This window comes from Sorangium sp. So ce295, from assembly GCF_051527405.1.
Classification (GTDB): Bacteria; Myxococcota_A; Polyangia; order Polyangiales; family Polyangiaceae; genus Sorangium; species Sorangium cellulosum_B.
The window spans coordinates 588,411-600,943 of the sequence record NZ_CP150324.1; the positions used below are offsets into that span (position 1 = coordinate 588,411).

10 protein-coding genes are annotated in these 12,533 nt (G+C 71.3%); 2 read left to right on the forward strand and 8 right to left on the reverse strand.

Going from position 1 to position 12,533, the window contains the following annotated elements; genetic code table 11:
• Nucleotides 1–88: 88 nt before the first annotated feature.
• Nucleotides 89–610: a hypothetical protein gene (locus WMF11_RS02190; protein ID WP_437976260.1), complete on the forward strand. Its 522-nt coding sequence runs from the start codon at nucleotides 89–91 to the stop codon at nucleotides 608–610.
• 22 nt (nucleotides 611–632) lie between these two features.
• Here WMF11_RS02190 and thiL read toward each other — a convergent pair whose 3' ends face one another.
• The 6 genes from thiL to WMF11_RS02220 form a co-directional block, all read right to left on the reverse strand.
• Nucleotides 633–1,622 (reverse strand): thiamine-phosphate kinase, encoded by a 990-nt coding sequence (thiL, locus tag WMF11_RS02195; RefSeq protein ID WP_437906784.1) that lies wholly within the window; start codon nucleotides 1,620–1,622, stop codon nucleotides 633–635.
• Nucleotides 1,619–3,223 (reverse strand): sensor histidine kinase, encoded by a 1,605-nt coding sequence (locus tag WMF11_RS02200; RefSeq protein WP_437976261.1) that lies wholly within the window; start codon nucleotides 3,221–3,223, stop codon nucleotides 1,619–1,621. Before WMF11_RS02200 ends, thiL begins: the two co-directional genes overlap by 4 nt.
• The gene (locus WMF11_RS02205; protein WP_012233021.1) at nucleotides 3,220–3,948 is read right to left on the reverse strand and encodes a GTP-binding protein; all 729 of its coding nucleotides are present in this window, start codon (nucleotides 3,946–3,948) and stop codon (nucleotides 3,220–3,222) included. Before WMF11_RS02205 ends, WMF11_RS02200 begins: the two co-directional genes overlap by 4 nt.
• A gap of 108 nt (nucleotides 3,949–4,056) precedes the next feature.
• Nucleotides 4,057–5,874: a dynamin family protein gene (locus tag WMF11_RS02210; RefSeq protein ID WP_437976262.1), complete on the reverse strand. Its 1,818-nt coding sequence runs from the start codon at nucleotides 5,872–5,874 to the stop codon at nucleotides 4,057–4,059.
• Between the two features lie 44 nt (nucleotides 5,875–5,918).
• Complete coding sequence (locus tag WMF11_RS02215) at nucleotides 5,919–6,812, reverse strand: M48 family metallopeptidase (RefSeq protein ID WP_012233023.1); 894 nt, start codon at nucleotides 6,810–6,812, stop codon at nucleotides 5,919–5,921.
• A 199-nt stretch (nucleotides 6,813–7,011) separates the two neighbouring features.
• A complete protein-coding gene (locus tag WMF11_RS02220) occupies nucleotides 7,012–8,064 on the reverse strand; it encodes a homoserine kinase (protein WP_437976263.1) in 1,053 nt (350 codons plus the stop codon).
• 219 nt (nucleotides 8,065–8,283) lie between these two features.
• Between WMF11_RS02220 and hflX the strand changes: the two genes are divergently transcribed.
• The gene (hflX, locus tag WMF11_RS02225; protein ID WP_437976264.1) at nucleotides 8,284–10,152 is read left to right on the forward strand and encodes a GTPase HflX; all 1,869 of its coding nucleotides are present in this window, start codon (nucleotides 8,284–8,286) and stop codon (nucleotides 10,150–10,152) included.
• Between the two features lie 45 nt (nucleotides 10,153–10,197).
• On the opposite strand, the gene WMF11_RS02230 is transcribed toward hflX, so the two are convergent.
• Together WMF11_RS02230 and WMF11_RS02235 are read right to left on the reverse strand one after the other, a co-directional pair.
• Nucleotides 10,198–11,148: a hypothetical protein gene (locus tag WMF11_RS02230; RefSeq protein ID WP_437976265.1), complete on the reverse strand. Its 951-nt coding sequence runs from the start codon at nucleotides 11,146–11,148 to the stop codon at nucleotides 10,198–10,200.
• 10 nt (nucleotides 11,149–11,158) lie between these two features.
• Nucleotides 11,159–12,445, reverse strand: coding sequence for a PEGA domain-containing protein (locus WMF11_RS02235; RefSeq protein ID WP_437906789.1), 1,287 nt, complete (start codon nucleotides 12,443–12,445; stop codon nucleotides 11,159–11,161).
• Between the last annotated feature and the right edge of the window lie 88 nt (nucleotides 12,446–12,533).

Genomic DNA, 12,533 nt, shown 5'->3' on the forward strand with positions numbered 1-12,533 from the left:
GGCGCGGGAGCGCTGCGGGTGGGGCCGTACAGGCTTGTACTCGGGCAGCCGTATGGATGCGCTCGGAGAAGCTCTGTAGAAGACGGGCATGATCCGGTCGCGTTCGTCCATCGCCTTCGCCGTTCTTGCCTGCAGCATCCTGTCGAGCTCCTGCCGGAAAGAAGAAGCAGAGCCGGAGACGATCCCCGCGCCCACGCCGACGGTCGCGCCCGTGGCGGCCGATCCGGTGCCGACGGCGACACCGACGCCCGCTGCGACACCGACGGCGGCGGCGACGCAGGAGCCCGCAGCGGGGCAGGAGCCCGCGGCGGCGGCTTCCGCCGAGCCTGCGGCGACAGCCGATGCAGGGGCGGCGACGGCCGAGGGGGCGACAGGGGCGACGACGTCACGGGGGGGAGGTGCCTCCATCCAGGCGTGTTGCACAGCGCTCCACGCGGTCGCCACCAAGTCGGGCAAGTCGCCGGAAGCCAAGTCGAAGGCGGCGACGGCATCGCACCTCTGCGCCGGGATCGAGAAGCTCGTGAAGAGCGGGAAAACCCCGCGCGCCAAGGCGCTGACCCAGATCCGAGCGAGCCTCGCCGGGACCACACCGCCCGCCGAGTGCAACTGAGCGAGGTCGCCGCGCTGGCCGCTCAGGCGAAGTGGTCGTACCCCCGCGCCACGAGGCTCGTGAGCTGCCCGCCCGGGCCGAGCAACGCCACGTCGCTCGCGCCCTCCTCGCGCGGCACGCAACGGCCGATCACCACGAAACCGGCGAGCTCCCCGACGTCGGGGCCCGCGACCACGACGGCGTAGTCCTCGCCGCCGTAGAGCGCCAGATCCAGCGCGTCCAGGCCGAGCTGCGCGGCGGCGTCGCGGAGGTCGGCGCTCACGAGCGCCGCGGGATCGAGCAGCGCGCGCACGCCGCTCGCGCGCGCGAGGTGCGCCACGTCCGCGACGAGGCCGTCGGAGACGTCGATCGCCGCGCGGGCGCGCGCCGCCGCGCGGAGGCCCGCGTCGATGCGCGCTACCGGGCGGCGGAACGCGTGGATCGCCTGCTCGGCCGCGGCGCTGGCCGGCGCGATGCAGCGATCGAGCAGCGCAAAACCGGCCGCGGCGAGGCCGACCGGACCGGCCAGCGCGAGCGCGTCGCCGGGCCGCGCGCCGTCGCGCCTGAGCGGCAGAGCCGCGACGCCGAGCGCCGTCGTGGTGATCGAGATCTCGCCGCCCCGCGAGAGATTCCCGCCGATGACGGCCGTGCCGATCTCGTCGCACGCGGCGCGCTGACCCCTCGCCAGCGCGCCGAGCTCGTCGTCGCTCACGCTCGGAGGAAGCACCAGCGCGGCCAGCAAGCCGACAGGGCGCGCCCCCATCGCCGCGAGATCGCTCGCCGCGGCCATCGTCGCGCGGTAGCCGAGATCCTCGAAGCCCAGGAGATCGCGCCGGAAATGGACGCCCTCGACGGCGCTGTCGACCGTCCAGACGAGCGGCTCCGGGGCGCCCGGGAGGACGCCGCCCCGCGAGGCCACGGGCGCGAGGATGGCGGCGTCGTCGCCGATGCCGCACAGAACGTGATCGCCCGCCGCGGCCCCGAGCACGGCGCGCAGCATGTCGATGCGCTTCCACTCGGAGCGCCCGCTCATTGGAAGATGGGCGGCAGGACGCTGTTCGCCGGCGAGCCGGCGACCGTGGGCAGCTTGACCACGAACACGGTGCCGCGCGGCTCGTTCGGCTCGATGCGCACCGTGCCGCTGTGCGCCTCGACCAGGCGCTTGACGATCGAGAGACCAAGCCCCGTGCCGCCGTGCTCCCGCGTCGAGCTCTGATCGATCTGGTAGAACGGGTCGAATACCTTCAGCCGCTCGGCCGCAGGGATGCCGATGCCCGTGTCCACGACGCGGATCTCGACCGCCTGCTGGAGAGGCGCGACGAGCACCAGCCCGGGGAGGTCGTCCATGTCCTCGCTCACGGCGCGCGCGACGAGCTGCACCTCGCCCCCCGCCTCGGTGAACTTCACCGCGTTCTCGACGAGGTTGATGAACACCTGGCGCAGCCGGTCGCCGTCCCCCAGCACCGGCGGGAGATCGTCCTCGGCATGGATCCGGAGCTCGACGCCCTTCTTCGAGGCAGCCGGCGCGATGGTCGACGCCGCCTCGACGAGCACCGGGCCGACGGCCACCTCGGTGCGATGCACGATCAACGTGCCGCTCTCCAGCTTCGAGAGATCCAGGAGGCTCATGATGAGCCCGAGCAGCTGCTCGCTCTTCGACCGGATCGTATCGATGAACTCGCGCTGCTCATCGGTCAGAGGCCCGCCGATGCCCTCGGCGAGCATCTCGCTGTACCCCATGATCGACGTGAGCGGGGTCCGGAGCTCGTGCGACACCGTGGCCAGGAAGTTCGACTTGAGCCGGTCGAGCTCCTTCAGCCGCTCGTACGCCTGCTCCAGCTCGGCGTTCTTCTGCGACAGCTCACGGAAGCTCTCGCGGATCGACGCGACGTGCATCGTCGAGGTGAGGAGCGATTTGTGCCCGCTGAACAGGATCAGATCGAGGACCGAGCGGAGGTGATCCGCGATCGCGCCGAGCCGCTCCGGCCGGAGCCGCGGCATCCGCAGCCGCCCCTCGGCCGCAGGCGCGAGATCGACCTGGGACGCCGCCTCGATCTGCGCGGCAGAGGGCTGGTCGAGGCCGTCGGGGAGGTAGGGGCCCAGGATCGACCGGCCGATCGCACGCCCGTCGTACTCGATCGGGAACACCTGGTAGAGCGCGCCCTCGAAGCAGGGATCCGCGACCTCGCTGCCGGCCGACGCGCCTTGCCTTGCCGTCCAATCCGCCGGCGCCACGCTCGCCCGCCGGCCTTCCTGCTCGCCGGTCAAGCCGCCGAGCGGCGGGAGCGGCGCGAGCGCGCCCGACTCCGCGAGCGTCGCGCCGTTGATCGATTGGATCCGGATCGGCAGGCCGAACAGCTTGTGAAAGGACGCCGCCATCTCCCCGAGGGCCTGGCGATCCACGAGATCCTCGAGCGAGAGGGGGCCGATGCCGACCAGGTCGACCACCGGCGCCGCCGCGGGGGGAGGCAGCGTCGAGGGCTCAGGCGCGCTGGACGCGCCGTCGCGCTTCGAGGAGCTGGGCCCGTCCGCGACGCGCGCCGACGGTATCGGCGCGGAGCCCGGCATGCTGAGGAGATCCTCGTCGTCGAGGCCGAAGTCCGCCGGCGTCCCCTTGTGGGCGTCGGGCCTCATGGAACGATCCGGGAGCTCTTCTCGAGGCTGCCGCCCATTCGTCTCGCCAGGAGGTCGTTCACCGAGCTCGTCACCCCGAGCTGGCGCGCCGCGCTGTTCAGGAGCTCCTCGCCGCTGATCGACAGCCGCTTCGAGAGCTGATGCGTCTGATCGAGCGTCTCCCACGTGAGGTGGAGCAGGCCCATGAGCGTCTCCACCGTGCCCACGCCGCGGGTCGCGACGGCCTTGTACACCGGCTCCTTGCCCCGCGCGGCGAGCCGCGCCAGCTCCTCGTCGCTCCGGATGTCGGGCAGGTCGCGCTTGTTGAACTGGATGACGAGCGGCATCCTCGCGAGATCGAGGCCGTTCTCCCGCAGGTTCTGGCGGAGGTCGAAGAACGCCTCGGCGTTGCGCTGCGTCTCGGAGATCTGCGAGTCGGCGATCAGCGCGACCCCGTCCGCGCCCTGGAGCACGAGCCTCCGCGTGGCGGCGTGCATCGGCTGGCCGGGCACGGTGAACAGCTTGATGCGGAGCGAGACGTCGCCGTCCTTCGCGCGGAAGGTGAGCGGCAGGAGATCGAAGAACAGCGTGCGATCGTCCTGCGTCTCGAGCGTCATCAGCCGTCCGCGAGCGTCTGACCCGGCGAGGCCGTGCAGCGAGACGAGGTTCGTCGTCTTGCCGCTGAGCGCCGGGCCGTAATAGACGAGCTTGATCGTCACTTCACGGGCTGCGAAGTCGAGCTGCACGGCCGCATTCTCGCATGAGCGCCCGACGATTGGATATGGCCACGGCGCAGGGCGGAGGAGGCCGGGCTGAGCCGGGCCTCCTCCCTTGTCAGGAGGCGTGCGCCCCGCTCAGGCCGAGCCGCCCGGCGCGTTGGGCACGCTGGACACGGGCGGAGGGATCGGCCTGCTCTCGCCGTTTTCGACGGTCCAGAGCGCGCTCCGCAGCCCCTCCAGGCGCGACGTCAGCGCCTGGAGCGCCTCGGCCTGGGCGTCGCACGCCTTGAGCTGGCTCTCGCTGCTCGGCTCGGCCTGGACCCGCTCCTCGCGCGCCGCCTTGAGGACCTCGATGACCTCCCGGTGCAGCTCCTGGCCGGCCGTGACCACCCACGCGTCGAGCCGGCTCGCGAACTCCTGGATCATCTCGTCGAGCTTCGGCCCGATCCGGGTGGCGGCCTCGCGCAGCGCGATCGGCGCCATCTCCTTCGCCTTCTTGCGGGTCTCGGCCTCGACCTTGTCCTTCACGTACACGGCCAGGACAGGCGCCGCGAGCGCCAGGATCCCGCCGAGCAGGGCGTTCGTGAACATCACGCCGAGGCCGATGGTGAAGAGCGCGAAGACGCCGACATCGTAGCCGAACGTGTCGACCTCGACGTTCGGCGGCTTCACGTCGCCGCCGAGCGCCTCGCTGACCCGCTTCGCCACGTCGTGCGCGTCCTCGCGCACGAGCGCGATCGTCTTCTCGGCGAGCGCCTCGAGCGCCGTGGCGATCTCCTTCGTCTCGGCCTGCGCCCACTCGGCGAACGTGCGCTCCAGGAACGCCCCGAGGTAGACCTTGATCTCGTCGGTGTGGGCCTCGTCGATGATCGCCGGGAGCTGCCGGAGCACATCGTCGACGAAGCGATCGAGGTCGCGGTGCACCCACGCCCGGATGGCGCTCACCTCCTCGCGGATGCCGGCGCGCCGCTCCTCGATGGTGCGCGACTGGCCGGCCAGATCCTTCTCGATCATCTCGATGCGGCGGCTGAGCTCCTCGCGCGACATCGCGGTCGCCCGCCGTCGCGCGTCCACGCCCTTGCCGAGCAGGCGCGCGGACTCGAGGCCCTCGCCGAGGGCGTTGTCGAGCAGGATGCGCCCGCGCTCCTCGGCGAGGAACCGGGTCAGGTGATCGAGCAGCTCCGGCATCCCGCTGCCGGGCCGATCACCCTCCAGCGCCCGCTCGCTCGAGATCGGGAAGACCACGGGCGATTTCACGAGCCTCCCGAGCTCGCTCCGGATGTAGGCGAGCGCCTCGACCTCCTCGTCCTGGCTCCAGATGTCGCGCTTCGTCACGACGAACAGGATCTTGTCGCGCGACTGCCCGAGCAGCTTCTCCTGGAGGAAGACCCGCTCGCTCTCCTTGAGCGGCTGGCCTGCGTCGATGAGGAACAGCACGGCGTCCGACCGCGGGATGTAGCTGTAGGTGATGTCCGCCCGCTGGAGCGAGAGGTCGTTCACCCCGGGGGTGTCGACGAGGACCACGCGCTCGCGCAGGAGCTCGGCCGGGTACCCCACCTCGAGGAACTTCACCTCGCCGGCGCTCGACGAGCGCTCTCCGCCGACGGTGAAGGCCCGCACGTCCTCGAACGGCAGGCCGGTGCGCTCGCCCGACGCGTAGACCACCTCGGCGCGCGGATCGGCCGCGTACTCGAGGTGGTGGATCACCGCCGTCGTGGGCGTCACGCCGACGGGGAGGATCGAGGCGCCGAGCAGCGCGTTCACGAACGTCGTCTTGCCGTGGTTGAACTCGCCGACCACGACGAGGTGGAAGCGATCGGCGTCGAGCTTCTTCACGAGATCGTTCGTGATGCGCGTCGCGACGCTCTTGGCGCCGAGGGCCTCGGCGAACGTCACGAGATCCCTGAGCGCCCCGGTCACGTCGTCTTTGCGGCTGTGGAAGGATTCGAGCATGTGCGTCTACCTCGGCCTTGCGCCTTTCCAGGAGCGGGAGCCCCTCAGCCCCAGATCTTGATGACTTCGTGCACCTTCTCGTCGACCTCCTCCATCGAGAGGCCGCCGGCGCCGAGCCCGGCGTGGCGCTTGTAGAGCTCGCTCTCGGCGAAGGCCCGGAGCGCGAGGACGCGCTTCGGCAGCCACGGGTGGCTGGCCGTGAACTCGGCGAACCTGCCGACGCCGCCCTTGCCCTCCTCGTGCTGGGCGATGAACGCCTCGAGGTTGAGCTCCTCGTACAGCTTGGTCGAGCCGAGCGCGAGCTTGGTGAGCGCGCGCGTCGAGACGTCGAGGCTCTTCGCGCAGAGCAGGCCGGCGCGGTCGCAGGTGACCTCGGCCCGGCGCGACCAGCCGGAGAGCGCGAGCATCGCCGGGCCGACGATCCACTTCACGAAGACCGACGCCATCCGCGTCAGGTAGTGCATGGCGGTCAGGTAGACCACGTGGCTGTTGTGGATGTGGCCGCACTCATGGCCGATGACGCTGAGCAGCTCGTCGTCGGTGAAATGATCGACCAGCGCCGAGTGCACCATGATGAACGAGTCGTCGTTCGTCCCGTAGGTGGCCGCGTTGAGGGTGGGGCTGTTGACGATGTAGATCGTCGGGGTCGCGATCCCGAGCGTCTCGGCGCAGTGGACCGCGAGGTTGTGGACACGCGGGAACTGCGCGGGGCCGACCTTGACGGCGTGGCCGAGCAGCTCGTTCTTGCCGACCGTCTTGAACAGCCTGACCGCGGCGGTCACGGCGAGCTCGACCGGACGCATCTTCTCGAAGGCGAGCCGCGTGTTCTTGTCGGACACGTAGGCATACGCGTTGCCCGCGCCGTCCCCGCCGCCCGCGCGCTGGCCCTTCCGTCTCTCGATGAAGCCCTTGAAATCGAGGGTTCCGACCTGTGCCATTCGGCGAAGGTAACGGCCTAGCCGGGACCGCGCAACGCCGCCATCGCCAGGCGCAGCGAAGTTAACGCAAAATCACAGACGACCTCCGCTCACATCTGAATCGGACCTGAATCAGACGGTGAAGACGGCGAAGGCGCCAAGCAGACGGTAAGCAGACGGTGATCGGACAGCGGAAGACGTCGGCGCGAGTCGACGCGGATCAGACGCCGAGCAGCGCGAGGAGCCCCTCCGGGCCGAGGCGCTCGAGCGTCCGCTGCCGCGCAAGGAAGCGCCGGAAGTCCTTGTAGACACCGCTGCCCTTCGGGCGGAGCTCGAAATCGGTGATGCGCGTGATGGAGAACCTCAGCGCCGCGATCACGCTCTCGTGGAACAAACGGTCGCGCTCCTCGGTTGAGAGCGGCCGCACCGCCGTGTAGCCGGCGGCGAGCGCGGACACGAGATCCGGGTCGAGATCGTCGCCGAAGCACCACGCGAGCATCGTGACGGCGAGGTCGAACGCGGCGCTCCCGCGCGAGGCGCTCTCGAAATCGAGCAGCGCCGAGATCTCGCCGGCCTCCCAGAGCACGTTGTCGCGGAAGAGGTCGCCATGGATCAGCGTCTGGGGGCCGGGTGTCCGCGGCGCCGCGGCGCGGATCCGTTCGAGCCGGCCGGTGAGCTCGTCGACGGCGGCGGCCACGTCGGGCGGGAGGGCCGGGGCGGGAGCGGGGGCCGTCGACGTCGCGCCGGCGGCGGGCGCAGGGGAACGGAGCCCCCGGAGCCGCTGGTCGAGGCCGTCGAGGTCGAACCGGCTGGCGTTCGCCCCCTCGAACGAGGCGCCGACGAGGTGCACCCGCGCCAGGGCCGCGCCGACGCGGCGGGTCGCGTCCGGCGTGACGCGCGCCTGGCAGAGCGACGCTCCCCCGACCCACGGGAACAGCGCGACCGGCTTTCCAGCGTGCTCCGCGACGAACGCCGCGCCCGCCGACGCGGCGTCCTTGTCGGAGGGCGCCGCGTCGCGGCGCCGGAGCGGCTGCGGGGTGGCGACGCCTCCGGCCGCGAGGTGCTCGAGCATGCGCGCTTCGCGTGACGCCGCGCCGAGCTGCTGCTCCTCGTAGACCCGCAGGAACACCTGTCCGCGGCCGTCGGCGAGCGTCAACGCGAAGTTGGAGTTGACGCTCCCGGCGAGGAGGCCGCGCACGTCGGCGATCTCCAGGCCGTAGAGCGCGCCGATGCGGCGGGCATCCGCGAGCGAGAGGGGGGTCAGGATGGCCATCGCGGCGCAGGGTAGCCTCGTCTCGCGCGCGGTCTCCACAGGAACCTGGAGGAGCGCGTCGAGCGGGAGGCGAGATGGGACGGGGAGCAACGGAAGGGGGACGAGCGACGAGAAAATGCGCGCTCCGCCCGAAGATCCGCGGTGCCCCCGGTCGCGGACCGGCCCCGCGTGCGTTATGAAATCGAGTGAGCGGGATCGACATCCCCCTTCGATTATCGAATGCCCACCCTCTACGGAAACACCACCGGACTCAGCCCCCAGGCCACCAAGACCCTCGAGCGCATCTACCGCCGCAAGGTCCCGCTCGCCAGCATCGCCACGCCCGAGCTCATCAAGGCGCTCGCCGAGGCGTCGCATGAGACCGGGCGCCAGGTCGGCGCGCTGGTCCACCGCTCGGGCGAGATCGACTACGTCATCGTCGGCGACGCGACCCGGCTGATGCTGCCGGACATCGGGCGCCTCCGCGCCGCGCAGGGCCGCTTCAGGGCGCTCCGGCTCGTCCACACGCACCTCTTCAACGAGCCGCTCACCCGGGACGATCTCGTGGATCTCGTCCGTCTCCGGCTCGACCTTGTCGCGGCCGTGCAGCTCACCCCGCAGGGCGAGCCGCGGACCCTCCAGTACGCGTACAACGTCCCGGTCCACGGGAAGGAAGCGGTCACGGTGACCGTGGACGAGGCCGAGGGGCGCGGCGACGGCCGCGGGGCGGCGGCGCTGCCGTATCGAACCGTGGGCCCCGTCGCGATCGGCCGCGCCGACGTCGATTTCGGCGCGCTCATCCAGGCGCTCGAGGACGAGTTCACGAAGCGGTCGCGCACGCGGTCGGTCGCGGCGAAGGACGGCCGCGCGATCCTCGTCCACGTCGCCGAGAAATCCAAGGTGGGCGCGCTCGCCCGGGCCGAGGAGAGCCTGCGCGAGCTGACCGAGCTCGCCGGCACCGCGGGCGTCGACGTCGCGGACACGGTCCTCCAGCTGCGCGATCGGCTCGACCCGCGGCTCGTGCTCGGCAAGGGCAAGCTGGACGAGGTCGTGCTGCGCGCCTCGGAGCTCGACGCGGAGACGCTGGTCTTCGACCGGGATCTGACCCCCTCCCAGGCCTCGGCGATCGCGAAGCACACGGATCTCAAGGTGCTCGACCGGACGCAGCTCATCCTCGACATCTTCGCCCAGCGGGCCGAGTCGTCGGACGGCAAGCTCCAGGTCGAGCTGGCCCAGCTGAAGTACACGCTCCCTCGCCTCGGGCAGAAGGACGACTCCCTGTCTCGCCTGACGGGCGGCATCGGCGGGCGCGGTCCGGGCGAGACGAAGCTCGAGATCGGGCGCCGCCGCGCGAAGGAGCGCGTCAGCTTCCTGGAGGCGCAGCTGAAGCGGCTCTCCCGCCAGCGCGAGCAGCGCCGCCGCCGCCGCGCCCGGCTCGGCGTGCCGGTGGTCTCAATCGTCGGCTACACGAACGCCGGCAAGAGCACGCTGCTGAACACGCTGACCGGCGCCGACGTGCTCGCCGAGAACAAGCTGTTCGCGACCCTCGACACCCGCTCGAGGCGGCTGCGCTTCCCCGAGGAGCGCGAGGTGGTGATCACCGACACCGTCGGCTTCATCCGGGAGCTGCCGAAGGACCTGTTCGCCGCCTTCCGGGCGACGTTCGAGGAGGCCGCCGACGCCGACCTCCTGCTCCACGTCGTGGACGCGAGCGATCCCGCGCGCGACCAGCACATCGAGACGACCGAGGCGCTGCTGACCGAGCTCGATCTCATCGGCATCCCCCGCATCGTGGTGTTCAACAAGGCGGACCTGATCGCCCCGGCGGAGGGGCGGCGGCTGCTCCTCGGGCACCCGGATGCGGTGGTCCTGTCCGCCACGGACCGGGAGACGACGCGGGAGCTGCTCGCGAAGCTCGCGGAGCGGCTCAAGAGCCGCTGGGAGGAGGCCGCGATGGTGCCTGCCTACGAGGCGGAAGCCGCGGAGGACGAGCTCGGGGACGGCGGGCTGTTCGAGGGAGAAGCCGAGTCGATGACGGTGCTGGGCCCGCCTTCGAGCTCCGGGGCGGGAGAGCTCAGCTCGCGTGTGAGAGGGACGTTCGAGGCGTGAGCTCCGCCGGGCTCCCTGGGGAGCCCGGCGGGAGCCGGAGAGAGCTCAGGGCGTCTCCGGGATCTCGTCACACCTGAAGAGGGGGCTGGGGAGGCACTTGCCGCTCGCGCACTGCTCGTTGGTGGTGCACTCCTCGCCACCCACCAGCTTGCAAGCGCCCTTGCCATCGCAGGTGTTGATGCCGCTGCAGTCCGCCTCGTCCTCGGTGCCGAGCGGGATGTTCGAGCACGTGCCTTCCAGATCCTTCACATTGCAGGCCATGCACGCCGTGTCGCAGGCGGTGTCGCAGCAGACGCCGTCGACGCAGAGCCCAGTGGCGCACGCGCTCGCTTCCGTGCACTCCACGCCGTTCGCGGGCTTGCACTCGCCGGCGGCGTCGCACGCCTGGCCCTCGTCGCAGCCCAGGCCCTCCGCGCCGGCCGCGGCCAGCACGCAGGCGCCGTCCGCGCACTCGTGGCACTTCGCGCAATGCGCGTCCTCCATGCACTCGGTGAAGCAGGCGTTGGCCGCCTCATTGCAGGCGAACTCCTCGCACTCTTTCTCCTCGCCGGGCCCGCACTCCTCGTTCTCCCCGTCGCAGGTGCCGCGGCTCGTCTCGACGCCCTCGGAGCACGTCGCCTCGCCGCACTCGGTCTCGGCCTTCGAGGGGCCGCACTCGCCGTCGTCGCCCGACGCCTTGAGCGCGGCCGTGCAGGAGTCGCACTCCGCGTCGCAGGCCTTGTCGCAGCAGACGTCGTCGGCGCAGAAGCCGCTCGTGCAGTCGGTGGCTGCGGTGCACGCCTTGGCGGCGTCGCACTTCGGACAGATGGAACCGCCGCAGTCGACGTCGGTCTCTTCGTTGTTCTTCGTGCCGTCAGAACATCCGTCGTCGAGGACGTCCTCGTCCCCCGGGATGCGCGAGCGATCGACCGAGGCGATGAGCTCGCAGCCCATCCCGAGAGTCGAGAGCGCGCCAGCGCAGAGCGCCATCGCGAGAAGATGCTGTTTCTTCCACATAGTAGTCCCCTTAGAAGGTAAACCGCGCGGCGGCGCCGCCGCCTGTCGGGCTGACGAACGGAGTGACGAACGCCTTCTTCGTCGCGCTCGACGCTGCGGCCTTCGCCTGGGCCGGGTCGTCGCTGAGGAGCAGGACCGCGCCGGTGACGCCGAACGTGAGCGCCACCGCGAAGGACATGTCCGCGATGAGCGCGAAGCGATCGACCTTGTCCGCGGTCTTGGTCGTCGGGGCGTCATCGAAGTCGCTCTTCGCGCCGAGCGCCTGGATGCCGAAGATCGTCCCGACCACCACACCGGCGCCGGCGAGCCCGAGGGTGACGTAGGCCGGCACCGGAGAGCGCGGCTCGATCGGCGCTGCCGGCGGCGGCGGCTGCGCGGGCGGCACGTCGGCGGGCGGCGGCGGGGTGGGGGGCTGGGCCGGCGTCGCAGCGACAGGCGCCGGCGCCTGCGGCGTCAGCGTGACGTTGACCTCGCGCGCCTCGGCGAAGGTGACCTCGAGCTCCTGGCTCGCGTCGGCGAACCCCTCGGCGGAGACGGTGAGGGTGTGCTTGCCGGGGGGGACCGAGAGCTCCTTGCCGGTCTGGGCCACGCCGTCGACCGCGACCTTGAGGCCAGGCGGCGCCTCCGGGACGGTCGCGACCTTCACCTTCGCCGGCGTCTTCTTCAGGGCCTCGACGCGCGTCTGCCCCTCGGCGATCTTCTCCTTGAACTTCTCGGCGTCCGGCTTCGAATCGAGGAACGCCTGCCAGGCCGCGACGGCCTCGGTGACGAGGCCCTGCTTGTCGAGCGAGAGGGCGAGCTTGTACTTCGGCGCGGCGCCGGGCACGTACTCGTCCGCCTGGCGGTACAGGTCGGCCGCGACGGTGTACTCGCCCTTGTCGAACCTGGCCTCGGCCTCCTTGTAGAGCTTCTTCGCCTCGTCCTTCTTCTGCTTCTCGGTCAGCGCCTTCTTTGGCTTGGTGGTGGTGACCTTCGTCGCGGGCTCACCGGCCTTCGCGGGAGCCGCCGTCGCGGGCGTACCCGCCTTCGCGGGAGCCGCGGCGGGCGTCCCGGCCGCGGGCGGTGTCGCGCCGGCCGCGGGCGGCGTCGCAGCGGGGGTGGGCGCCTGCGCCGCGGATGTGGCTGGCTTCGCAGGAGCCGCCGCGGGGGCGGCCGGGGCGGCCGGCTTAGCTGCCGGGGGCGCTGCCGGCTTGGCATCCGTCTGCGCGGATGCCGGACTGACGTTCGTCAGCGTCAGGAGCCCAGAGACCATCGCCGCCGAGGTCAACATCGTCAGCCGGCCCGATCGTGAACGCATACCGTAAGCCCTCCTCCGCGGATAGTGTCGCGTGGGCGCCCACTTAAGCCTTGAAGGCCGCTCTACACAAGGGGTTTCGCGTTCATCC